The sequence below is a fragment of the Rathayibacter sp. AC182 genome (genome assembly GCF_979253875.1).
The window spans coordinates 1,466,623-1,487,245 of record NZ_CEEDEK010000005.1 but is presented as its reverse complement, the minus strand read 5'-3'; the positions used below and the strand labels follow the sequence as shown (position 1 = coordinate 1,487,245).

The following is a 20,623-nucleotide window of genomic DNA, read 5'->3' as shown; positions in this document are numbered from 1 at the left end:
CGTGAATCCTCGTGCGGTGGTCCGGGCGTCAACCAAGGGTCACTCCTCGTGCGGCCATGAAGGGCTGGGCGTTGACGGCGGTGCCGTTCACGCGGGTCTCGTAGTGCAGGTGGCAGCCGGTGGAGGCGCCGGTGGAGCCGACCGCGGCGATCTGCTGACCGGCCTCGACCCGCTCGCCGACGCTCACGTAGATGCCGCCCGCGATGATGTGGGCGTAGCCGGTGCTGATGCCCTCACCGTGGTTGATCTCGATCCAGTTGCCGTACGTGCCGAACACGCCGGCGTAGGTGACGGTGCCGCTGTGAGCGGCGAAGATCGGGGTGCCGCAGGGAGCCGCGAGGTCGGTGCCGCGGTGGAACGAGCTGGTCGATCCTCCGCCGGTCGAGAGGCTGCCGCGCGGTCCGAACGTGCCGGTGATGCGCCCGTTGACGGGCTTCACCCAGCCGGAGTCGCTGACCGCGGTCGATCCGCCGCCCGCGACGGGGGCCGGAGCAGGGGCAGAGTAGCCGCCACCGCCACCCCCGGAGCTGGGACGGGGAGCCGCGGCCGCAGCCGCTGCGGCGGCGGCCTGCGCGGCGGCGCGCTGGGCGTCGGCCGCGGCCTGGCGGGCGGCGGCCTCCTCGGCGAGCTTGCGCTGACGTTCGGCCTCGCGCGCGGCGACTCCCGCCTGGTACTCGGCGACGGTGCGCGACTCCGTGTCGCGCAGCGCGGCGAGCTGCTGCTCGAGCACGATGCTCTGCTCCTGCTGCTCGACGAGCGCGGCCTCGGACGCCTGCTGGGCGCTCGTGGCCTCGGCGAGGGCGGCCTCGGCGGCGACCCGGAGGCGCTCGCGCTCCGTCTGCGCCACCTCGGCCTGGTCGGCCAGCGATGAAGCGGTGTTGCGGGCGGTGCTCGCCTGCTCGTAGATCGCGTTGGAGCGCTCGACGAGCTTGGTCATGTTGCCGATGCGGCCGAGCAGATCATCGGATCCGGTGCTCGCCGTCGAGGAAGATGTTGACGGACAGGTCCGTGCCGGTGGTGCGGTAGAGCTGGGCGGCGAGCAGGCCGGCCTGCTGCGACGCGGCGTCGGCCTCGTCGGCGCTCGCGGTGGCCTTGGTGTCGAGCGACGTGGCGCGGTCGGCGGCGAGGTCGAACGCCTCCTGTGCCGTGAAGTACCTCGCCGCGCTTCTGCGCGAGCTCCTGGGCCGCGGCGACCTCGTCCTGCAGTCCGGCGATCAGCGAGGTGATGTTCTCGACCTGCGCGGCGGCCGCTTGGGTGTCGCCCTTGGCGGCCTCCACGTCGGCCCACGTCGGGTACTCGGCCGCCTGCGCGGGAGTGGCGACGAGGAGACCGGCGACGAGCGCGAGCACCGCGGACGCGAGCGCGGCGGAGCGGAGCCGCCCGAGCCGTGGCGCGCCCGATGACGGTGCGGGGCGACGGCGGCGCGGGGAGAGAGCATGGGACCTCGGGGTGATCGGGGATCCCTCACCACGGCAGGACGACGCGGGCCGTCGCCGGGGGAAGGGCAATTCCGACCAACCCTAACCAAGCCCCTACCGCCGCGCCTAGAGATGCGGCAACCCCGGACGGGGTTGTTCACGTGTGCGAAACGTTCGGATTTTGCATCTGGCGCGATCATCCGTATGCTTGCGTGTCGGTAGTCATGGTGGGGTCGGCCGCAGGGTCGCCCTGCAGCTTCCGGCCCCATCGTTTAGTGGCCTAGGACGCCGCCCTTTTCACGGCGGTAGCACGGGTTCGAATCCCGTTGGGGTCACGAAGACGGCACCGAGCAAGAACCGGTCGGAAACGAGCGGGTGGAAATCGAATAGCCTCGAAGGCAGTATGCTTGTCTTCGCAACGAGGCCCTGTAGCGCAGCTGGTTAGCGTGCCGCCCTGTCACGGCGGAGGTCGCGGGTTCAAGTCCCGTCAGGGTCGCAAAGGGGCCCTTCCGAGAGGAAGGGCCTTTTTCAGCGGCGGAACGTCGCAACGGCTCTGTAGCTCAGTTGGTAGAGCGCACGACTGAAAATCGTGAGGTCACGGGATCGACGCCCGTCGGAGCCACGGAAACCCTCGCCTAGCTTCTACATGGCGGGGTTTCTTCATGTCCGGACGCGTGCGAGGAGGACTCGTCCTGCAGAGCACGCGTGCCGGGCCGTTCGCCCAGCCTGCCTGCGTAGCCTGGTGAGGCCATGAATCCCGCCGCCTTCCCGCCGCCCGATCCGTCGACCGTCGCTCCCGAGCAGCCTCCGGTCGCGCCTCCGTACGCCGCGGCGCCCAGCGGATGGCCCACGCCGACCGCCTGGCCGGCGCCTCAGCAGGCGCCCGAGCCGCAGCCGTCGATCCATGCGCCGTACTCGTCGCTCCTCTACCTCCCCGATCCGCGCGTTCGCTGGGGACTGCCGACCGCCGTGCTCACGATCGCGGGGATCGTGGTGCCGCTCGCGGTGCTCATCCTGCTGTTCGGCTTCGGCGTGCTGCCCTACTCCCCCGGGCTCGCCTTCGCCGGCGCCTTCGGCAGCTACCTGATCGGCCTGGTCGTGCCGATCCTCGCCTCGCGGCTGCGCGGGCTGAAGTCGCTGGCTGCCGATTTCGGCCTGCGGTTCCGCTGGATCGACGTGCCGATCGGGATCGGCCTCGGGATCGCGGTGCGGATCGCCATCGTGCTGGTGCTCCTGGGCTTCTCCCCGTTCCTCCAGGACGCGCAGGGGAACCTCGAGCTCGAACCGGATCCGCTGTGGTTCGTCCTCAGCTCCGTGGTCATCCCCGTGGTCGTCGCGCCGATCGTGGAGGAGATCCTCTGCCGCGGCGTCGTGATGCGGGCGGTGCGCAACCGCATGCTCCGCACGAGGACCGAGGCCGCTCCCCCGACCCGGGGGCGGCGCGTCTGGGCGGCCGTGTTCAGCATCATCGCCTCGACGCTCGTCTTCGCACTGCTGCACGGGCACCAGATGGTGAACCCCGCGACGATCGCCACGCTCGGAGTGACCACGGTGGTGGCGGGTCTCGCGCACGGCTGGATCTCGACCGTCACCGGTCGGCTCGGCGCGGCGATCATCTCGCACGCGACGCTGAACGGCACCGCGGTGCTGCTGCTGGTGCTGGTGACGGCGCTGGGCTGAGCCGGCCCGACGTCTCAGACATCGAGGGCGCGCAGCGGCGGGCGCTCGATCGGGAGCTCGCCGCGCACCTGCCGGTGCAGGCGCTCCATGTCGGAGTCGAGAGCGGCGGCCGTGCGGGCCGCGTCGGCGAGTCCGTCGAGCAGCTCCGTGGGCACCTGGCGGTCGTACTTGTAGTAGATCTTGTGCTCGAGGCTCGCCCAGAAGTCCATCGCGATCGTGCGGAACTGGACCTCGACGCAGACGTCGACGGATCCGCCCGAGAGGAACACCGGCACCTCGACGATCGCGTGCAGGCTCTTGTAGCCGTTCTCCTTGGGGGAGGCGATGTAGTCCTTCACCTCGAGCACCGTCACGTCCGGCTGCGACGTGAGCAGCTCGAAGACGCGGTAGACGTCCGAGACGAAGCTGCACGTGATCCGCACGCCCGCGATGTCGGTGATCGCTCCCGAGATGCCCTCGAACGTGGTGTCGCAGCCCTTGCGCTCGATCTTCTCGATGAGGCTGTCGGCCGACTTGAGCCTGCTCGAGACGTGCTCGATCGGGTTGTAGTCGTGGAGCTCCCGGAACTCCTCCTGCAGGATCGACACCTTGGTGACGATCTCGTCCATGCCGAACTTGTACTGGAGCATGAACCGCGCGAAGTCGTCGCGCAGCGCTCGGATCTCGGCGACGGTGCCCGCGTCGAGGGCCTGCGCACCGGCGTCCGTGAGCGGAGGCAGGGCGGCGAGCGAGGGTTCGGAGGGCGGCGATCCACAGTCGGACACCCTACGCGGGCGCAGCCAGCGGCCCGGTGTGAGCGGGAGGAGCGTCTGCTCACAGGACGCCCTGCGGCGGGACCGGGACGCGTGGCCATACTGGATCGTGTGAGCACCGCCGCCCCGGGTCCGACCTTCCCGCCTCCCGATCCGGCCACCGTCTCGCCGGGCCGACCGCCCCGGCGCCGGATCCCGCAGACGGCTCGGCGCGCGATCGCGGGCGGTGCGGCGCTCCTGCTCCTCGCCGCGGGCGCGGGCACGGCGGTCCTCGTCCGCGACTCCGTGTCGCAGCAGCGGTTCGCCGAGGCGTCCGAGGGGCTCGAACGGGTGGCCGCCGACCACGATCGGGCCGTCGATGCGTGGGCGGCGCTCGAGGAGTCCGTCGGGGAGGAGACGGAGGGGATCCGACCGGTGCTGGACGAGGCGGACGACGCGGCCGTGGATCCGTCGGCGCGCGACGCCTACGAGGCGGCGATCGACGCCCTCGTCGATGCGGCCGACGACGTCCCCGTCGCCGCGCGGGCGGCGGTCGCGGTGCCCGAGGCGCCGGAGGGAGCCGACGAGCGCTTCGCGGCGGCCGACGACCTCGACGCCCGGGCGGCGGAGCTGGCCGAGGAGGCCCGGGAGCAGGAGGAGCAGCGGGTCCGCGTCCGTCCGCTCCTGTCCGCGACGGGCGCCGCCGCGACCGCGTTCACCCGGAGCACCGCCGCCACGGCCGAGGCGCTGATCGCGAGCAGCACCGCCGCCACGCACCAGTCGCGCTGGCTGGTCGAGAAGGCGCTCTACGGGTACGGCAGCGACCCGGTCCCGCTCGACTTCTCGGACCCGGGCGCCCTGCGCGCGTACCTCGCGCAGGTCGAGGCGCTGCAGGCGTCGCAGGAGGAGGGTCTCGTCGAGCGTGCCGCAGCGGACTGGCCGAGGAAGCAGCAGGTGCTCGACTTCGCCGACTCGATCGGGGGCGGCGTGCCGATCGACATCTCCTGGGAGGAGAGCATCGAGGTGGACGGCGTCGCGTACGGCGACCGCGACTCCGGGGCCGGCCTGGCGACGTGGAGCCTGCAGGAGGGGGCGCCGTCGCGGATCCAGCTCACCGAGAGCATCCAGCGCTACTGGGACGCGGGCTGGACCGTGGGGCTCGTCGCGCGCGAGGTCGGGCACGCCATCACCTCGAAGCAGAGCTGCTACGACCTGTACCGGGCAGCGCCCTTCGACGGCGACGACGAGAAGTGGGCGACCGCCTGGGGCGCTCTCCCTGGGGTACACCGAGGGTTCGGGGGTCGAGCCCTACGGCTCCCCGGGCGACGACGCGATCGCCGTCGCCGCCGGATGCCGGTGATGCGTCCTAGCCTGGGGCGATGAGCACCGAGCCGCGTCCGCTGCGCTACTGCGCGTTCGTCATGAACACCGCCTCCCACATCCAGCACGGGCTCTGGCGCCACCCCGACGCCCGTCAGCACGAGTTCGACGACGTGCAGCTGTGGATCGACCTCGCCCGCACCCTCGAGCGCGGCCGCTTCGACGCGATGTTCTTCGCCGACGTCGCCGGCCTCTACGGCCCGGCGGACGGCGACTGGGAGGTCAACGCGCGCGAGGGCCTGCAGCTGCCGAGCAACGATCCGGCCGTGCTGCTCTCGGCCCTCGCCGTGAGCACCGAGCACCTCGGCTTCGCGTTCACGAGCTCGGTGCTGCAGTCGCACCCATTCGACTTCGCCCGCAAGGTCTCGACGCTCGACCACGTCTCGAACGGGCGGATCGGCTGGAACATCGTCACGAGCGCCCTCGACGGCGCCGCGCGCAACTTCGGCTACGACCGGCTCGAGGAGCACGACGAGCGCTACGCCTGGGCGCAGGAGTACCTCGACGTCGTCTACAAGCTGTGGGAGGGCTCGTGGGACGACGGCGCACTGCTGCGCGACAAGGCCGGCGCGTTCGCCGACGCGTCGCGCATCCACCGCATCGACCACGTCGGGAAGCGCTACCGCGTGCAGGGGCCGCACCTGTCCGCCCCGTCGCCGCAGCGCACGCCCGTGCTGTTCCAGGCCGGCTCCTCCCCCGCCGGCCGGCGCTTCGCGGCGCGCAACGCGGAGGCGCAGTTCGTCTTCTCGGGGTCGCCCGAGAAGACGCGCGAGCTGATCGTCGACACGCGCCGGCTCGCCGCGGAGGCGGGTCGCGGGGACGGCGTCCCGGCCTTCTACCTCGGTCTCTCGTTCATCACGGGCGACACCGAGGAGGAGGCTCGCCGCGCCGAGCGCGAGATCGACGAGTACCTGTCGTCGGACGCGTTCCTGCTGCACTCGAACCTCGGCTTCGATCCGAAGACGGGCGAGAAGCTCGATCCGGATCTGCCGCTCTCGGCGATCGAGACCTACGCCGGGCAGAGCCACCTGCAGTGGATCCGCGACGCGTCGCCCGATCGCGAGCCGACGGTGCGCGACCTCGCGCGGCTCTCGGCGAAGCTCCGCGGGCGCGTGGTGGGCACACCCGAGCAGATCGCCGACCATCTCGCCGAGTGGCGCGACGCGGGCATCGACGGCATCAACGTCGTCAACTGGATCCTGCCCGGCAGCTACGAGGAGTTCGTCGACCGGGTGATGCCGGTGCTGCAGGAGCGCGGGCTCGCTCAGACGGAGTACGCGGAGGGCACGCTGCGGCGCAAGCTCTTCGGGACGGACGAGCTGCCCTCGACGCATCCGGCGCGGGCCTACCGGGGCGCGTTCGCCTGAGTCCGGGCCGGCCGACCTCCGCCGCTCGGGGAGGGATCCGGACCGCGACCCGCCTAGCGTGGAGCTATGACCACTCTGCCGTCCACCCTCTTCTTCTCCTTGTACGTCGTCGTCCTGGTCGTGGGCGCCGTGCTCGCCGTGGTCCTCGTGGTGCTGCTGTGCCGCCTGGCGATCGCGGCGCGCGAGACGCTGCAGAACCACGACGCGACTCCGCGAGCTGCAGATCGTGCGGCTGCTCGAGGAGGACGAGGACGGGATCACACCGCAGGACCTCGGCTAGGGCGGTACGGCTCGGGCTAGGGCAGCGCGGGGCGCGGGTCGGGCTTCGGCACCCGCGGGATGAGCAGCCCGAGCACGACCGCGACGACGGCGCCCACCGCGCCGATCACGAAGGTCAGCCGGAACCCCTCGGAGCTCGGCACCTCGACGGCGCCGACCGAGACGGTCAGCTGCGCCAGCACGGCGGCGGTGACCGCCGACGACAGGGTCGTGCCGAGGGTGCGCATCAGCGAGTTGAGCCCGTTGGCCGCAGCCGTCTCGGAGGCGGGCACGGCGTGCATGATGAGCGTCGGCATGGCGGCGTACGCGAGCCCGAGGCCCACTCCGATCAGGGCGTTGATCACGAGGATCTGCCACACCTCGCTGCCGAAGGGCAGCACCAGGAGGTACGACACCGCGATCAGAGCGGCGCCCGAGATCAGGACCACCCGGGGTCCCGAGCGCGAGGAGAGACCGGCCGCGACGGGAGAGGTCGCCATCATCGCGAGGCCGGAGGGGCCAGCACGAGGCTCGCCACGATCAGGCTGAGGCCGAAGCCGACCCCGGAGGCGGTCGGCAGCTCGAGCATCTGCGGCAGCGTGATCTGCGCGCCGAAGAACGCGAAGCCCACGGCCACGGAGGCGAGGTTCGTGAAGAGGACGGCGGGCCGCACGGCGACGCGGAGATCGACGAGCGGGCTCGACTGCCGCAGCTCGAACCAGCCCCAGAGCACGAGCACGGCGACGCCGCCGAGCCCCGAGCCGAGGATCGCGGGGCTCGTCCAGCCCGCGTCGTTGCCGCGTGAGACGGCGATCAGCACGCCGCTGAGTCCGATCGCGAGCCCGATCGCGCCGACCACGTCGAAGCGGCCGGGCGAGCGCAGGGTCGACACCGGGACGACGAGCAGGATCAGCACGATGTCGAGGACGCCGAGCCCGGCGGACATCCAGAACAGGACGTGCCAGTCGGTGCTCTGGGCGATCAGGGCGCTCAGCGGCAGCCCGAGTGCACCACCGATGCCGAGCGTGGCGCTGACCAGGGCGATCGCGCCGGGCAGTCGATCGCGGTGCAGGGTGTCGCGGAGGATCGAGATGCCCAGCGGGATCACTCCCATGACCGCGCCCTGGAGCGCGCGCCCGACGACGAGGGTCCACACGTCGCCGGCGAACGCGCAGACGATCGAGCCGAGCACCAGCACCACGAGCGCCGCGACCGCCATCCTCCGCTTCCCGTAGAGGTCGCCCAGGCGGCCCGAGACCGGAGTGAGGATGCAGGCGCTCAGGAGGGTCGCTGTGATCACCCACGCGGTCTCGCCGCGGTCGGCGTCGAGCAGTCGCGGCAGCTCGGACTGGATGGGCACCACCAGCGTCTGCATGAACGACGCGCTCATCCCCGCGAAGGCGAGGACGGCGGTGATCAGACGCGGGTCGGGCGTGCGGGTGAGGGAGCGTCTGTCGGAGTCGGGCACGCGGGTCCTTCGAGTCGGGGATGTATTGCCCAGCTTTGCAGTCGCCGGCCGGGTACTCGAACCGCGGAGGGCTCCGGAACCTTCCCGCTCCGCGCCCTTCCGCAGTCGGTCGGGCGGGACGAGGATGTGCGGATGATCGACATCGAGAACTGGATCGCCGGCTACGAGAGGGCGTGGGCGAGCGACGACCCCGCCGACATGGCCGCGCTCTTCACCGAGGACGCCGAGTACTTCACCGCCCCGCACCGCGACGCGATCACTCCGGCGCGACGCGATCGTCGAGTGGTGGCGAGCGGAGTCGGAGCCCGCCGAGCCGACCTTCGCGTGGGGTCTCGTGGCCCTGACGGACGCGACGGCGGTGGTGCAGGGGCGGACCGTCTACCCGGGGGCGGAGACGTACCTGAACCTGTGGATCATCCGCTTCGCTCCGGACGGGCGGGCGTGCTCGTTCGCGGAGTGGTTCATGGAGGAGCCCGCCGACTCGGTGTCCTAGAAGCGCGGGTCTCGATACGCCGCTGCGCGGCTACTCGACCAGCAGGGGCTCGAGCGTCAGAGCTGGGCGCCCGGCACCGCGAAGGTGTCGCAGTCGACCGCGTCGCCCTCGAAGCCGGCCTCGAACCAGCGCTGGCGCTGCTCGGCCGAGCCGTGGGTCCAGCCCTCGGGGTCGACCGTGCCGGTCGCCTGCTCCTGGATGCGGTCGTCGCCGACGGCCGCCGCCGCGCCGAGCGCGTCCTGGTACTCCTGCGCGGTGACGGGCTTGAGGTAGGGCGTTCCCGTCTCGTCGGGCACGGTCGAGGCGTCGCCGACCCACGCGCCGGCGAAGCAGTCGGCCTGCAGCTCGAGGCGCACCGAGTCGGAGTCGGGCCCGGTGCCGGAGCGGTCCGCGGACTCCATCGCACCGGTCAGGTTCTGGATGTGGTGCCCCCACTCGTGGGCGAGGATGTACATCTGCGCGAGCGATCCGCCTGAGGTGTCGAACCGGGTCCGCAGCTCGTCGAAGAACTCCGTGTCGAGGTAGATGGTCTGATCCGGCGGGCAGTAGAACGGGCCGACCGCGGCCGTCGCGCCGCCGCATCCGGTGCTCGTCTCGGTGTCGAACACGATGACGCCACCCGGAGTCGCGTAGGTCGCGCCGATCGTGCCGGTCGCGGTGGCCCAGTAGCGGTCGAGCGACTCGGCGGCGCCCTCGAGGCGGCCAGTCGACCTCGGTGTTCGCGTCGGCACCGCTGTCGCAGGCGACTGCGGTGCTGGTGATCTGCTCGGGCGAGGTGCCGCCTCCGCCGCCGAGGACCTCGCCGAGTCCCGTCAGGTTCACGCCGAGCAGCTGCGACAGCAGCGCGAGCACGACGACTAGCCCGCGCCGCCGCCGACTGCGATGCCCGTGGTGCGTCCGCGCCGGCGGACCTTGCCGCCGCTGAGCTGGGAGTCGTCGTTGAAGGTCATGCGGTCACGGTAGTGGTCCGGCGCCGCTCCCCGCCGGGGCTTGCGGAGGCGCGGGTCAGCCCCAGCGCGACTCGCTCGTCGAGCGGATGATCTCGAGCAGCGCGTCGCGGAGCGGACCGTGCTCGAGGCTGCCCGGGAACATGTCGACCTCGAGCCGGTGCGCACGCTGCCACGCCTCGGTGCCCTTCGCGGTCAGCGAGACGAGCTGGCGGCGCCGGTCGGCCGGGTCGCTCCGGCGTCGACGTGGCCCTCGCGCTCGAGCCGCTCGATGGTGCGCGACATGGTCTGCACCTCGACGTGCGCGGAGGCGGCGAGCTCCTTCTGCGCGACGGGCCCGGCCTGCAGCAGGTGCAGGACGATGAGTCCGGCGTGGGTGAGGCCGATCTCGGCGAGCGCCCCGTGCCAGGCGTGCTCGACCATGCGGGACGCGGTCGACAGCAGTCGGCCCGTGGGCCAGCTGTCCATCCCGGAGTCGTCGTCCGCGCGCATCCGCTCAGGATAGCCCCGCGTGCCGGCGCCTCCCGGCTCAGGACGCGAAGCGGTGGGGGCTCAGGACGCGAAGCGGTGGGGGCTCAGGACGCGAAGCGGTCGGTGGCCTCGATCAGCGCGTTCAGGATGCCGGGCTCGTCGAACGCGTGCCCCGCGTCGGCGATGAGGTGGAACTCGGCCTCGGGCCAGGCGCGGTGCAGGTCCCAGGCGGTGAAGGCCGGGGTGCACATGTCGTAGCGGCCCTGCACGATCACGGCGGGATGCGGCGCAGCACCTCGGCGTCGCGGAGGAGCTGCCCCTCCTCGAACCAGCCCCGGTGCACGAAGAAGTGGTTCTCGATCCGCGCGAAGGCGAGGGCGAAGGCGGGGTCGGACCACGCCTGGATCATCTCGGGCTTCTGCAGGAGCGAGATGGTCGACGCCTCCCACGTTGTCCAGGCGACGCCGGCCGGACCGTGCACGGCCGGGTCCTCGTCGTGCAGGAGGCGGTAGTACGCCTCGATGAAGCTGCCGCGCTCCGAGGCGGGGACGACCGAGGTGTACGACTCCCACAGGTCGGGGTAGACCGCGGCGGCCCCGCCCTCGTAGAACCACTCGAGCTCGGCGCGGCGGAGGGTGAAGATCCCGCGGAGCACGATCTCGCTGACCCGCTCCGGGTGCGTCTCGGCGTAGGCCAGGGCGAGGGTGGAGCCCCGGGAACCGCCGAGGACCAGCCAGGTGTCGACGCCGAGGTGCTCGCGCAGGCGCTCGATGTCGGCGACGAGGTACCAGGTGGTGTTCGTCGAGAGGTCCGCGCCGGGCTCGCTGGCGTGCGGGGTGGAGCGTCCGCACATCCGCTGGTCGAAGAGGACGATGCGGTACTTCTCGGGGTCGAAGAGGCGGCGGTGCGCGGGCGAGGTGCCGGCACCGGGGCCGCCGTGCAGGAAGACGACGGGCTTGCCGTCGGGGTTGCCCGAGACCTCCCAGTAGACGGAGTGGCCGTCGCCGACGTCGAGCATGCCGGTCTCGTACGGCTCGATCTCGGGGTACAGGGTGCGCATGCTCGGCACTCTACGGAGTCGCAGTGGCGCGTTCCGCGATCTCGGCGGCGCGGTGCGCGATCGACCGCGCGCGGCGGTGCTCCGCTCGATCGCCTGCCCGGCGTAGGCCGCCGCCACGATGAGCGCCGCGCCCAGCGCGCCGAGGGCCTCGATCGCCTCGCCCGCGAGCACCGTGCCGACCAGCAGCGCCCAGACCGGCTCGGTGCCCATCAGGATGCTCGCCCGCGCGGCCGAGGTGCGCCGGACCGCCCAGAGCTGCACGACGAAGGCGAAGACCGAGCAGAGCAGCCCGAGGAAGAGGACGCTCCCCCAGCCCGCCGCGTCGAGAGCGGCGGCCGAGACGGGGAGCGAGGGACCCGCGAGCAGGGAGAACGCGCCGGCGCAGACGAGCACCTGCACGAGGACGACTCCGAGCGTGCCGTCGGTGCGGCCCCGGGTCAGGTGCGCGCTGGCGGTGACGTGGAACGCGCGCACGACCGCGGCGGCGATCACGAGCGCGTCGCCCGGCGTCGGCGTGCGGAACCCGCCCTCCGAGACGAGCAGTGCGACTCCGACCACCGCGGCGACCGCGGCGACGAAGAACGAGCGCGGCAGCCACGAGCGCGAGGCCAGCCCCTCGAGCACGGGGGTCATCACGAGCGCGAGGCTGATCAGCAGCCCGGCGTTGGTGGCGGAGGTGAGGTGCACGCCCCACGTCTCGAGACCGATGACCGCGGCCTGGGAGCAGCCGAGGACGGCGGCGATCACGAGGCCGCGCCCGCGCGGGAGGCGCTCGCGGCGCACCAGGCACACCAGGGCGAGGGCCGCGGCGGCCACCAGGAAGCGGAGGGCGACGGCCGAGGGCACTCCGGTCACGGCCGCGAGGTCCTTCGCGGCGAGGAAGCTGGCACCCCACACCGCGGCGACGCCGAGCAGGAGCAGATCGGCGGCGGTGTCGGAGGAGCGGCGGGAGGGCATGGGGCTACTGTCGTCCCCACGGACGATGAAGAACAACGGGCATCGTCTTGATCGATGAGGAAGCAGATGCTTATGGATCCCGCGCGACTCCGCCTGCTCCGCGAGCTCGGTGACCGCGGGAGCGTCGCGGCGGTCGCCGCCGCCCTGCACATCAGCGCCTCGGCGGTGTCGCAGCAGCTCGGCGCTCTGCAGGCCGGGGTCGCCGTCCCTCTCACGGTGCGCAGCGGTCGCCGGCTCGTGCTCACGGAGGCGGGCGAGGCGCTCGCCGTCGCCGGGGCGCGCGTCGAGGAGGCGCTGGCCGAGGCGCAGGCGGCGGTCGACGCGCATCTGGAGCGCGACGACCGGGCGGTGCGGGTCTCGGCCTTCCACAGCGCAGGCCTCACCCTTTTCGGGCCGCTGCTGCGGAGCGCTGGGCGAGGACCTGCGCGTCTCGCTGACCGACGCCGACGTCGCCCAGGACCGCTTCGCCGGGCTGACCGCCGACCACGACCTCGTGATCGCGCACCGCCTCGCGCACGATCCGGAGTGGCCGTCGGCCAGGATCGTCAGCACTCCGCTGCTCGTCGAGCCGCTCGACATCGCCCTGCACGCCGCGCACCCGCTCGCCGCGCAGGCGAGCATCCGCCCGAGCAGCTCCGCGACGAGCGCTGGATCTCGACGCACGACGGCTTCCCGCTGGCGGGAGTGCTCGAGCACCTCGGCGCGCTCGGCGGCCGGGCCCCGCGCATCGAGCACCGGATCAACGAGTTCTTCGTGGCGGCCGAGGTGGTCCGCTCGGGAGCGGCGATCGCGGTCATGCCTCGGATCACCGCCTCGACGCTCGCGGTGGACGGGATGGTGCTGCGCCCCGTCGAGGGCGGGGCGCTCGTCCGGCACGTGGACGTGCTCGCCCGACCGGGGGCGCTCGCGCACCCGCCGGTGCGCCGGGTGCTCGCGGTGCTGCAGGAGGTGGCCGGACGGACGGCGGGGGTCTAGGCGCGCAGATCCCGCTCGAAAGCGAGACGGACGCGGCGCTCGTACTCGTCCTGCTCCATCGGCACCACCGCGACGAGCAGCTCCTCGAGCCGCTCCTGGTCGGAGCCCGTCACGGAGACGATGGAGTAGTCGATGAGCCGAGCGAGCATCCGGGATCCGTCGACCTCGAGCACCCAGACGCCGTCGTCGCGGCGCTCGCAGGTGTTCCCCGCCGTCCCCGCCAGCTCCGGAGCCGTGTAGCGGCTGCAGACCTGGATCTCGAGCGCGAACTCCGGGTCGAACCGACTCGTGAGGATCGTGATGTCCCCCGGGTCGGGAAGGTGGTCGGTGTCCTGCCGGGCGAGCGGATCCTCCGACGCCCGGACGGAGGGACTCGTACTGCCCGATGACGACGGCCGTCGTCGTGAGTCGATCGGACTCGAACGGCACGACGGAGTAGTCGAGCCGGTACTCGTACTCCGTCTCCTGCGAGGCGCGCACCGCCGTGGTCCGCCCGACCACCGTCTGCGCCACGGGTGATGCCACCACAGCCAGGAGGGCGGCGGTCGCCACTGCTCCGATCACCCGGGGGCGACCCGGATGGACGACGAGCGACCCGGACGCCGCCGCGGCTCCGAGCAGCAGCGGAACGGCAGCGAGGAGGGAGGCGGGGAGGCGGCGCCTCGGTCACGAGCGGCGCGACCACAGCGGCGAGCGTCGCGAGGGTCAGCAGCGTGCCGAGCGCGAGATTCGCGCCGACGTGGAGTCGACCCGTGACGATCCGGGACACGCTCAGCAGCAGCGCGGTGGCGATCAGCGGCAGGACGGCCAGCGCGGCCAGACCGGCGGACCCGGCGAAGAGCAGCGGCACGGCGAGGATCGATCCGGCGAAGGCGACGGGCGCTGACGGCGATGCCCGCCATGACGGAGTGGGCGATCACCGGAGGTCGATCGGACGCAGTCGTCATCGGGCCCCTCCCTGCCGCTGCCCCCGAGTGTAGAGAGCGACCGCTCCTCCTACCCCGCTCGCAGCACGCGCGCCTACGCTCGTCGGCATGAGCACGCAGCGCACGCCGGTGAAGGTCGCAGTCACGGGAGCGGGGGGCGCCATCGGCTACGCCCTGCTGTTCCGCATCGCCTCGGGTCAGCTCCTCGGGCCGGACGTGCCCGTGCGGCTGAGCCTGCTCGAGATCCCGGCCGGGCTCCGGGCCGCGGCCGGCACCGCCCTCGAGCTGCAGGACGGAGCGTTCGGGCTCCTGCACGGCGTCGAGGTGACCGACGATCCCCGCGCGGCCTTCGACGCCGCGAACGTCGCACTCCTGGTCGGCGCCCGGCCCCGTTCGGCGGGGATGGAGCGCGCCGACCTGCTCGCCGCGAACGCCGGCATCTTCGGGCCTGGGGCGCCGCGCTGAACGCGCACGCCGCGGACGACGTCCGCGTGCTGGTCGTCGGGAACCCGGCGAACACGAACGCCTGGATCGCCCGCGCGAGCGCGCCGGACATCCCGCGCGGTCGCTTCACCGCGATGACGCGGCTCGACCACAACCGCGCCGTCGCGCAGCTGGCCGCGAAGCTGGACGCCCCGGTCGGCTCGATCGCGGGAGTCGCGATCTGGGGCAACCACTCCGCCTCCCAGTACCCGGACGCGACGCACGCGAGCGTCGACGGACGGCCCGTGACCGAGCTGGTCGACGCCGCGTGGTTGCACGACGAGTTCGAGCCGCGCGTCGCGAAGCGCGGGGCCGAGATCATCGAGGTGCGCGGAGCGTCGTCGGCCGCCTCGGCAGCGTCCGCCGCGATCGACCACGTGCACGACTGGATGACGGGCACCGAGTGGACCTCGGCGGCCGTCGAGTCGGACGGCTCCTACGGGGTGGAGGAGGGGCTGATCTCGTCGTTCCCGGTGCGCTCGGTGGACGGCGAGTGGCGCATCGTCGAGGGGCTCGAGATCGACGAGTACTCGCGGCGCAAGATCGACGAGTCGGTGCTCGAGCTGCGGGCCGAGCGCGACGCGGCGCTGGCGTACCTGCAGCGCTGAGCCCGCGGCCCGGCCGCCCTGGTCCCGGCGTCAGTGGCGCGGGAGCCTTCTCGGGGCGCGGGAGGCTGCCGTCGGCGCGGGCCGCCTCGTACCAGGCGTGCGCCTCCTCCTGCCGGGTCTGCTCGGCGCCGGTCGCGATGGCCGCGCGCAGGTGCTCGGGGCCGTAGCCGAAGGACGCGACGAGGTCGCCGGCGTGGGGACGGAGCCGGGCGAGCAGGCGGTCCATGTACGACGTCACGGCGACCGCGCGCTGCGACGAGAGCCGCCCGTGCAGCAGGTACCAGTCGAGGTGCTTCTCGACGAGGCCGAGGCCGAAGAGGTCGCGGAGCCAGGTGAGGACCGTGCGGGTCCCCTCGTCCTCGATGCCGGCGAGCGCCTCGGTGAACGCCTCCCACTGCAGCAGCTCGGCGTGCGCGCGGGCCGCCTCGATCAGCTGGTCCTGGTGGGCGTTGAAGAGGCGCGCGGCCTCGTCGGCGGGGAGCTTGCGCGCCGCGCGCAGGCGTGAGGCAATGCCGGAGACCATGGTCTCGACGCGTCCGGTGAGCAGCTCGCGCTGGTCCTCGCGGAGCTGGCCGACGGAGCGGGCCGTGGATCCGCGGTCCGAGACGACCTGGGCGAGGCGGCGCAGACCGGAGTTGTCGACCGTCGCCCCCGCGACCTGGCCGACGGCGTAGCGCGCCAGCTCGGTGGGCTGGGCGTCCTTGAAGCGGCGCCCGACGTCGGTGAGCAGGCGCTTCGCGACGAGCTGGAGCAGGACCGTGTTGTCGCCCTCGAAGGTGACGTAGACGTCGAGGTCGGCGCGCAGCTGCGTGAGCCGGTTCTCGGCGAGGAAGCCCGCGCCTCCGCAGGCCTCGCGCGCCTCCTGCAGCGTGTCGAGGGCGTGCCAGGTGGAGACCGCCTTCAGCCCGGCGGCGAGGGTCTCGAGGTCCTGGCGCGACTCGTCGGTGTCGTTCCTGCCCGAGAAGACGTCGTCGAACGCGCGCAGCAGCTTGTCGTGCGCGAAGCCGGCGGCGTACGTCGTCGCGAGGCGCGGGAGCAGACGGCGCTGGTGGCGCTGGTAGTCGAGGAGGACCTCCTCGCGGTCCCCTCCCCGGTGAACTGCCGGCGCTGGTCGCCGTACGTCACGGCGATCGCGAGGGCGATGCGGGACGCGGCGACCGCTGCTCCGTCGAGCGAGACGCGGCCCTGCACCAGGGTGCCGAGCATGGTGAAGAAGCGGCGGCCCGGGCTCGCGATGGGCGAGGAGTAGGTGCCGTCGGCCGCGACGGAGCCGTAGCGGTTCAGCAGGTTCTCGCGCGGCACTCGGACGTGGTCGAAGTGCAGGCGGCCGTTGTCAATGCCGTTCAAGCCGCCCTTGAGGCCGTCGTCCTCGCCGCCGATGCCCGGGAGGAACGCGCCGGACTCGTCGCGCAGCGGCACGAAGAACGCGTGCACGCCGTGGCCGACGCCCCGAGTCACCAGCTGGGCGAACACGACGGCGGCGCGGCCGTCGATCGCGGCGTTGCCGAGGTAGTCCTTCCACGCGGCGCGGAACGGGGTGTTGAGGACGAAGTCGCCCGTCTCCTCGTCGAACGTGGCGGACGTGGCGATGGACGCGACGTCGGAGCCGTGACCGGTCTCGGTCATCGCGAACGCGCCGGGGATGCGGAGATCCATGATGCCGGGCAGCCACTTCTCGTGGTGCTCGCGGGTCCCCAGGTGCAGGACCGCGGCGCCGAAGAGGCCCCACTGCACGCCCGACTTGATCTGCAGCGACGGGTCGGCGGTGACCAGCTCCTCGAAGCCGGCGATGTTGCCGCCGTGGTCGGCGCCTCCGCCGAGGTCGGCCGGGAACGCCCGCAGCACGCCCTTCTCGGCGGCGAGGATCCGCATCTGCCGCGTGACGCGCGCACGGTGCTCGGCCATGGGGAGGCCGCTCTCGCCGTGCAGCTCCGGACGGGCGGTCAGCGCGCGGCGAGGCGAGGCGCTGCTCCTTCCAGGCGCCCAGGAGCAGCTCGCCGAGGACCTCGACGTCGACCGACGGTGCGCCGTCCTCGTCGAGGCGGGCGTCGACCTCGGTGCCGAGCGCGTCGACGGGCGGAGTGGGGGCGATGGCGCCGGAGCGGGAGCGGCGCTTGCGGGAGGAGCCGGTGGCCGCCTTCTCGGCGGCGTCCGCGGCGGAACGGGGGCGGGGAGCAGTGGTGACCATGAGCGAGGATCCCTTCGACCGACGGCGGTGACTGCACGCTAGGTCGCGGTCGCGGAACGCGGAAAAGTTCCGTCGCGGGCCGACAAAGGCGGCCGGGCGGATGCGGCGGGGCGTTGTCGGATCGGGCCAGGCGGGCGTGGGCGAGCCGGGACGGCGTGGCTAGGCTCGCGGTATGAGCGAGCCGCCGCTGCCTCCGCCCCCGCCGCCCCGCCGGGAGCCGGTGCAGCCGGAGTGGGCGTCTCCCGGTGCGACGCCGTCGGGCCTCTCGACGCCGTCGGCCCCCGGGCGGATGCCGTCGGGGCCGGGCACTCCGTGGACCGCGGCGCGCCTGCGCCGCCCGGTGCGGGTCTGGGACCTGGTGCTGACGATCGTGCTGCTGGCGGGCGAGTTCCTGCTGACGGCGCTGCTGTCGTACTTCGGGCTGTTCCTCGCGATGGCGAGCGACGCCTGCATGGGCGGCAACGACTGCGACTCCGGACTCATCGGCGGCGGAGTGCTCGTGGCCGCGGGCGGGGTCTGGATCGGGATGCTCGTGGCGCTGGTGGTGTCGATCGTGCTGCTGGTGCTGCGGCGGATCGCCTTCTGGGTGCCGATCGCCGGCACGGTGCTGTCGTTCGCCGCCACGATCATCGGCTCGTGGATGGCGATGGCCGGGACGGGGACGTGAGCGGAGCGCCGGCACCGCAGCGGCGCCCGGTGCGCGTGTGGGACCTCGTCCTCACGGTCGTGCTGCTCCTGGCCGAGGTCTGCGCGACGCTGCTGCTGACCTACGTCGGCCTCTTCTCGAGCATGGCGAGCGACGGCTGCCTCGGCCGCGACGACTGCGACTTCACCCTGCTGAACTGGGGGGTCCTCATCGCGGCGGGTGGGGTCTGGATCGGGATGCTCGCCGCGCTCGTCGTGTCGATCGTGCTGCTGGTGCGGCGGCGGATCGCCTTCTGGGTGCCGATCGCCGGCACGGGCCTCGTCGTTCGCCGCGACGGCGATCGGCATCTGGATGGTGACGGTCAGCACGGACTGATCGGCGCTCAGTAGCTGTCCCATCCGGGCTCCCAGTCGGGCTCCTCCGGCGGCACCCAGTCGTCCTCGGGCGCGGCGGAGGAGACGGGCGGACCGGCGGTGCGCTCGGACGAGGCGCCGCCGAACGCCGGGCGGGCGCCCTTCGCCGCGGCGCCACCGGAACGGGCGGCACCGGAGCGGGCCGGACGCCGGGGCGCCGGCTCCTCCTGGTTCGCATCGGGCTCGGCGATCTCGGGCGTCTCGCCCGCGACGACGGCGAGCACCGCGGCTCCGTAGGTCACGAGCTTCTTCTGGCCGACACCGCCGATGATGCTGAGCGCGTCGATCGTGGCGGGCTCGGCGGTGGCGATCTCGCGCAGGGTCGCGTCGTTGAAGACGATGTAGGCGGGGACCGACTGCGCCCGCGCCTGCGCGGCGCGCCACTCGCGGAGCCGCTCGAACAGCGGCTGCGCCTCGGTCGGCAGATCGGACACGGTCGAGCGACCGGAGCGCGACGAGCCGCTCGAGCGGGCGGGCTTCTCGGGCTCCTGCCGCAGCTCGACCTTGCGCTCGCCGCCGAGGACCGACCCGGACGCCGGGGTGATCACGAGCGTGCCGAAGCCGTCGTCGTTGACCCCGAGCAGCCCCTGCGCGAGCAGCTGGCGCGCGACTCCGCGCCACTGGGTGTCGCTCAGGTCGGCGCCGATGCCCCAGGTGGAGAGCGCGTCGTGGCCGTGCTGGGTGGTGCGCGGGGTGGTCTTGCCGCGGAGGATGTCGATGACGTGCCCGGCGCCGAACTGCTGGTTGCGCTCGCGCTTGAGCCGCACGACGGTCGAGAGGAACTTCTGCGCGGCGACCGTGCCGTCCCACGAGGCGGGCGGCTCGAGGCAGGTGTCGCAGTTGCCGCAGGCGGTGCTCTCCTGGCCGAAGTAGGCGAGCAGGTTCACGCGACGGCACTGCACGGTCTCGGAGAGCGCCAGCATCGCGTCGAGGTGCGCGGACATCCGGCGGCGGTGGGCCAGGTCGCCCGGCGACTCGTCGATCATGCGGCGCTGCTGCACGACGTCCTGCAGGCCGTAGGCGAGCCAGGCGGTGGACGGCAGGCCGTCGCGACCGGCGCGGCCCGTCTCCTGGTAGTAGCCCTCGACCGACTTGGGCAGGTCGATGTGCGCCACGAAGCGGACGTCGGGCTTGTCGATGCCCATGCCGAACGCGATGGTGGCGCAGACGATCACGCCCTCCTCGCGGAGGAAGCGCGACTGCGCGGCGGCGCGGACGCGGGCGTCGAGGCCCGCGTGGTACGCCACCGCGTCGAAGCCGGCGCCGCGCAGCGCCTCGGCCGTCGCCTCGACGCTCTTGCGCGAGAGGGCGTAGACGATGCCCGCGTCGTCGGCGTGCTCGCGGCGCAGGAAGTCGATCAGCTGCTTGCGCGGCTCGACCTTGTTGACGATGCGGTACTGGATGTTGGGACGGTCGAAGCTCGAGACGAAGTGCCGGGCCTCGCCCATGTGCAGGCGCGTGGTGATCTCGCGGTGCGTCGCCTCGGTCGCCGTGGCGGTGAGCGCGATGCGCGGCACGTCGGGCCAGCGCTCGGCCAGCTCGCCGAGGGCGAGGTAGTCGGGGCGGAAGTCGTGTCCCCACTGGCTCACGCAGTGGGCCTCGTCGATCGCGAAGAGGGCGATGCGGCCGCGGGCGAGGAACTGCTTCATCCCCTCGTTGCCGAGCCGCTCGGGCGCGACGTAGAGCAGGTCGAGCTCGCCGTCGAGGTAGGCGCGCTCGACCCGGGCGCGCTCGCCCGAGTCCTGGGTGGAGTTGAGGAACTCGGCGCGGACGCCGTTGGCGCGCAGGGCGTCGACCTGGTCCTGCATGAGGGCGATGAGCGGCGAGACGACCACCCGGTGCCCTCGCGGACGATCGAGGGGATCTGGTAGCAGAGCGACTTGCCGCCGCCGGTGGGCATCAGGACGACCGCGTCGCCGCCCTCGATGACCTGCTCGACGATCTGCTCCTGCTCGCCGCGGAAGGAGGAGTAGCCGAAGACGCGCTCGAGGATCTCCTGCGCGGGCGTCTGAGTACCGGGCTGCTCGGCGAGCGGGAGGGCGGTCGCGGTGGGCTCTGTCACCCGGGGAACTCTACCCGCCGCCTCCGACTCCGCCCGGGCGACGGGGACCGCTGGGGACGGCGCCGGAGCGCCTCCGGTTGGGGAGGAGAGG

General features: G+C 72.8%; 18 protein-coding genes, 3 tRNA genes and 5 pseudogenes. 12 read left to right on the top strand and 14 right to left on the bottom strand.

Features of this window, described 5'->3' with window-relative positions; genetic code table 11:
- Window positions 1–28 precede the first annotated feature (28 nt).
- Window positions 29–937 carry a peptidoglycan DD-metalloendopeptidase family protein gene (locus tag AC0CII_RS19210; RefSeq protein WP_465230339.1) on the bottom strand — a complete coding sequence of 303 codons (909 nt, stop codon included), beginning with the start codon at window positions 935–937 and terminating at the stop codon, window positions 29–31.
- The gene (locus tag AC0CII_RS19205; protein WP_465230338.1) at window positions 934–1,350 is read right to left on the bottom strand and encodes a hypothetical protein; all 417 of its coding nucleotides are present in this window, start codon (window positions 1,348–1,350) and stop codon (window positions 934–936) included. The genes AC0CII_RS19210 and AC0CII_RS19205 overlap by 4 nt, the downstream gene beginning before the upstream one ends.
- Before the next feature lie 330 nt (window positions 1,351–1,680).
- On the opposite strand from AC0CII_RS19205, the gene AC0CII_RS19200 reads away from it, so the two are divergent.
- The 4 genes from AC0CII_RS19200 (at window position 1,681) to AC0CII_RS19185 (ending at window position 3,099) form a co-directional block, all read left to right on the top strand.
- Window positions 1,681–1,754 (top strand) — tRNA-Lys (locus AC0CII_RS19200).
- Between the two features lie 87 nt (window positions 1,755–1,841).
- Window positions 1,842–1,915: transfer RNA gene (locus AC0CII_RS19195), tRNA-Asp, on the top strand.
- Between the two features lie 53 nt (window positions 1,916–1,968).
- A tRNA-Phe gene (locus tag AC0CII_RS19190) sits at window positions 1,969–2,041 on the top strand.
- A 128-nt stretch (window positions 2,042–2,169) separates the two neighbouring features.
- A complete protein-coding gene (locus tag AC0CII_RS19185) occupies window positions 2,170–3,099 on the top strand; it encodes a lysostaphin resistance A-like protein (RefSeq protein ID WP_465226764.1) in 930 nt (309 codons plus the stop codon).
- A 14-nt stretch (window positions 3,100–3,113) separates the two neighbouring features.
- Here the strand turns inward: AC0CII_RS19185 and AC0CII_RS19180 are convergent, their stop codons facing one another.
- Window positions 3,114–3,728: a GTP pyrophosphokinase gene (locus tag AC0CII_RS19180; protein WP_465228082.1), complete on the bottom strand. Its 615-nt coding sequence runs from the start codon at window positions 3,726–3,728 to the stop codon at window positions 3,114–3,116.
- Between the two features lie 234 nt (window positions 3,729–3,962).
- On the opposite strand from AC0CII_RS19180, the gene AC0CII_RS19175 reads away from it, so the two are divergent.
- The 3 genes from AC0CII_RS19175 to AC0CII_RS19165 all read left to right on the top strand — a co-directional run bounded on the left by AC0CII_RS19175 (window position 3,963) and on the right by AC0CII_RS19165 (window position 6,877).
- Window positions 3,963–5,213, top strand: coding sequence for a hypothetical protein (locus AC0CII_RS19175; protein ID WP_465230337.1), 1,251 nt, complete (start codon window positions 3,963–3,965; stop codon window positions 5,211–5,213).
- On the top strand, window positions 5,210–6,577 hold the full coding sequence (locus tag AC0CII_RS19170; RefSeq protein WP_465226766.1) for an LLM class flavin-dependent oxidoreductase: 1,368 nt from the start codon (window positions 5,210–5,212) through the stop codon (window positions 6,575–6,577). The genes AC0CII_RS19175 and AC0CII_RS19170 overlap by 4 nt, the downstream gene beginning before the upstream one ends.
- A 66-nt stretch (window positions 6,578–6,643) precedes the next feature.
- Window positions 6,644–6,877, top strand: a complete 234-nt coding sequence (locus AC0CII_RS19165) for a hypothetical protein (protein WP_465230336.1) — start codon at window positions 6,644–6,646, stop codon at window positions 6,875–6,877.
- On the opposite strand, the gene AC0CII_RS19160 is transcribed toward AC0CII_RS19165, so the two are convergent.
- Both AC0CII_RS19160 and AC0CII_RS19155 read right to left on the bottom strand, forming a co-directional pair.
- Window positions 6,874–7,338: an MFS transporter gene (locus AC0CII_RS19160; protein WP_465230335.1), complete on the bottom strand. Its 465-nt coding sequence runs from the start codon at window positions 7,336–7,338 to the stop codon at window positions 6,874–6,876. The two genes, AC0CII_RS19165 and AC0CII_RS19160, sit on opposite strands and share 4 nt — an antisense overlap.
- On the bottom strand, window positions 7,335–8,303 hold the full coding sequence (locus tag AC0CII_RS19155; RefSeq protein WP_465230334.1) for an MFS transporter: 969 nt from the start codon (window positions 8,301–8,303) through the stop codon (window positions 7,335–7,337). Before AC0CII_RS19155 ends, AC0CII_RS19160 begins: the two co-directional genes overlap by 4 nt.
- Before the next feature lie 334 nt (window positions 8,304–8,637).
- Here AC0CII_RS19155 and AC0CII_RS19150 point away from each other — a divergent pair, with 334 nt between their 5' ends.
- Complete coding sequence (locus AC0CII_RS19150) at window positions 8,638–8,796, top strand: hypothetical protein (protein WP_465230333.1); 159 nt, start codon at window positions 8,638–8,640, stop codon at window positions 8,794–8,796.
- A 56-nt stretch (window positions 8,797–8,852) separates the two neighbouring features.
- Here the strand turns inward: AC0CII_RS19150 and ypfJ are convergent, their stop codons facing one another.
- The 5 genes and pseudogenes from ypfJ to AC0CII_RS19125 form a co-directional block, all read right to left on the bottom strand.
- Entirely contained in the window at window positions 8,853–9,527 is a 675-nt protein-coding gene (ypfJ, locus tag AC0CII_RS19145; RefSeq protein WP_465230332.1) for a KPN_02809 family neutral zinc metallopeptidase, read from the bottom strand.
- 126 nt (window positions 9,528–9,653) lie between these two features.
- On the bottom strand, window positions 9,654–9,911 hold the full coding sequence (locus AC0CII_RS19140) for a hypothetical protein (RefSeq protein WP_465230331.1): 258 nt from the start codon (window positions 9,909–9,911) through the stop codon (window positions 9,654–9,656).
- Between the two features lie 27 nt (window positions 9,912–9,938).
- A complete protein-coding gene (locus AC0CII_RS19135; protein ID WP_465230330.1) occupies window positions 9,939–10,211 on the bottom strand; it encodes a MarR family winged helix-turn-helix transcriptional regulator in 273 nt (90 codons plus the stop codon).
- 107 nt (window positions 10,212–10,318) lie between these two features.
- Window positions 10,319–11,274, bottom strand: a pseudogene (gene pip / locus AC0CII_RS19130) (prolyl aminopeptidase).
- 162 nt (window positions 11,275–11,436) lie between these two features.
- Window positions 11,437–12,231: pseudogene (locus tag AC0CII_RS19125) on the bottom strand (DMT family transporter); the annotation flags it as partial.
- Between the two features lie 66 nt (window positions 12,232–12,297).
- Here AC0CII_RS19125 and AC0CII_RS19120 point away from each other — a divergent pair.
- Window positions 12,298–13,206 (top strand): LysR family transcriptional regulator, encoded by a 909-nt coding sequence (locus AC0CII_RS19120; protein WP_465230329.1) that lies wholly within the window; start codon window positions 12,298–12,300, stop codon window positions 13,204–13,206.
- Here AC0CII_RS19120 and AC0CII_RS19115 read toward each other — a convergent pair.
- Both AC0CII_RS19115 and AC0CII_RS19110 read right to left on the bottom strand, forming a co-directional pair.
- The gene (locus AC0CII_RS19115; RefSeq protein WP_465230328.1) at window positions 13,203–13,379 is read right to left on the bottom strand and encodes a hypothetical protein; all 177 of its coding nucleotides are present in this window, start codon (window positions 13,377–13,379) and stop codon (window positions 13,203–13,205) included. The two genes, AC0CII_RS19120 and AC0CII_RS19115, sit on opposite strands and share 4 nt — an antisense overlap.
- A gap of 387 nt (window positions 13,380–13,766) precedes the next feature.
- On the bottom strand, window positions 13,767–14,153 hold the full coding sequence (locus AC0CII_RS19110; protein WP_465230327.1) for a hypothetical protein: 387 nt from the start codon (window positions 14,151–14,153) through the stop codon (window positions 13,767–13,769).
- An 87-nt stretch (window positions 14,154–14,240) separates the two neighbouring features.
- Between AC0CII_RS19110 and AC0CII_RS19105 the strand changes: the two are divergent.
- Window positions 14,241–15,223 (top strand): annotated as a pseudogene (locus AC0CII_RS19105) (malate dehydrogenase).
- 43 nt (window positions 15,224–15,266) lie between these two features.
- Here the strand turns inward: AC0CII_RS19105 and AC0CII_RS19100 are convergent.
- Window positions 15,267–17,411, bottom strand: a pseudogene (locus tag AC0CII_RS19100) (acyl-CoA dehydrogenase family protein); the annotation flags it as partial.
- A gap of 172 nt (window positions 17,412–17,583) precedes the next feature.
- Here AC0CII_RS19100 and AC0CII_RS19095 point away from each other — a divergent pair.
- A complete protein-coding gene (locus tag AC0CII_RS19095; protein ID WP_465226777.1) occupies window positions 17,584–18,078 on the top strand; it encodes a DUF6264 family protein in 495 nt (164 codons plus the stop codon).
- Window positions 18,075–18,446 carry a hypothetical protein gene (locus AC0CII_RS19090; protein ID WP_465230326.1) on the top strand — a complete coding sequence of 124 codons (372 nt, stop codon included), beginning with the start codon at window positions 18,075–18,077 and terminating at the stop codon, window positions 18,444–18,446. The genes AC0CII_RS19095 and AC0CII_RS19090 overlap by 4 nt, the downstream gene beginning before the upstream one ends.
- Window positions 18,447–18,676: 230 nt before the next feature.
- Here the strand turns inward: AC0CII_RS19090 and recQ are convergent.
- A pseudogene (recQ, locus tag AC0CII_RS19085) lies at window positions 18,677–20,532 on the bottom strand (DNA helicase RecQ); the annotation flags it as partial.
- Window positions 20,533–20,623 lie beyond the last annotated feature (91 nt).

Excerpts from the sequence above, each read along its gene's own strand:
- AC0CII_RS19210 (WP_465230339.1), bottom strand. The coding sequence starts at position 937 with ATGACCAAGCTCGTCGAGCGCTCCAACGCGATCTACGAGCAGGCGAGC.
- AC0CII_RS19185 (WP_465226764.1), top strand. The coding sequence starts at position 2,170 with ATGAATCCCGCCGCCTTCCCGCCGCCCGATCCGTCGACCGTCGCTCCC.
- AC0CII_RS19180 (WP_465228082.1), bottom strand. The coding sequence starts at position 3,728 with ATGCTCCAGTACAAGTTCGGCATGGACGAGATCGTCACCAAGGTGTCG.
- AC0CII_RS19170 (WP_465226766.1), top strand. The coding sequence starts at position 5,210 with ATGAGCACCGAGCCGCGTCCGCTGCGCTACTGCGCGTTCGTCATGAAC.
- AC0CII_RS19165 (WP_465230336.1), top strand. The coding sequence starts at position 6,644 with ATGACCACTCTGCCGTCCACCCTCTTCTTCTCCTTGTACGTCGTCGTC.
- AC0CII_RS19160 (WP_465230335.1), bottom strand. The coding sequence starts at position 7,338 with ATGATGGCGACCTCTCCCGTCGCGGCCGGTCTCTCCTCGCGCTCGGGA.
- AC0CII_RS19135 (WP_465230330.1), bottom strand. The coding sequence starts at position 10,211 with ATGGACAGCTGGCCCACGGGCCGACTGCTGTCGACCGCGTCCCGCATG.
- AC0CII_RS19120 (WP_465230329.1), top strand. The coding sequence starts at position 12,298 with ATGCTTATGGATCCCGCGCGACTCCGCCTGCTCCGCGAGCTCGGTGAC.
- AC0CII_RS19110 (WP_465230327.1), bottom strand. The coding sequence starts at position 14,153 with ATGACGACTGCGTCCGATCGACCTCCGGTGATCGCCCACTCCGTCATG.
- AC0CII_RS19095 (WP_465226777.1), top strand. The coding sequence starts at position 17,584 with ATGAGCGAGCCGCCGCTGCCTCCGCCCCCGCCGCCCCGCCGGGAGCCG.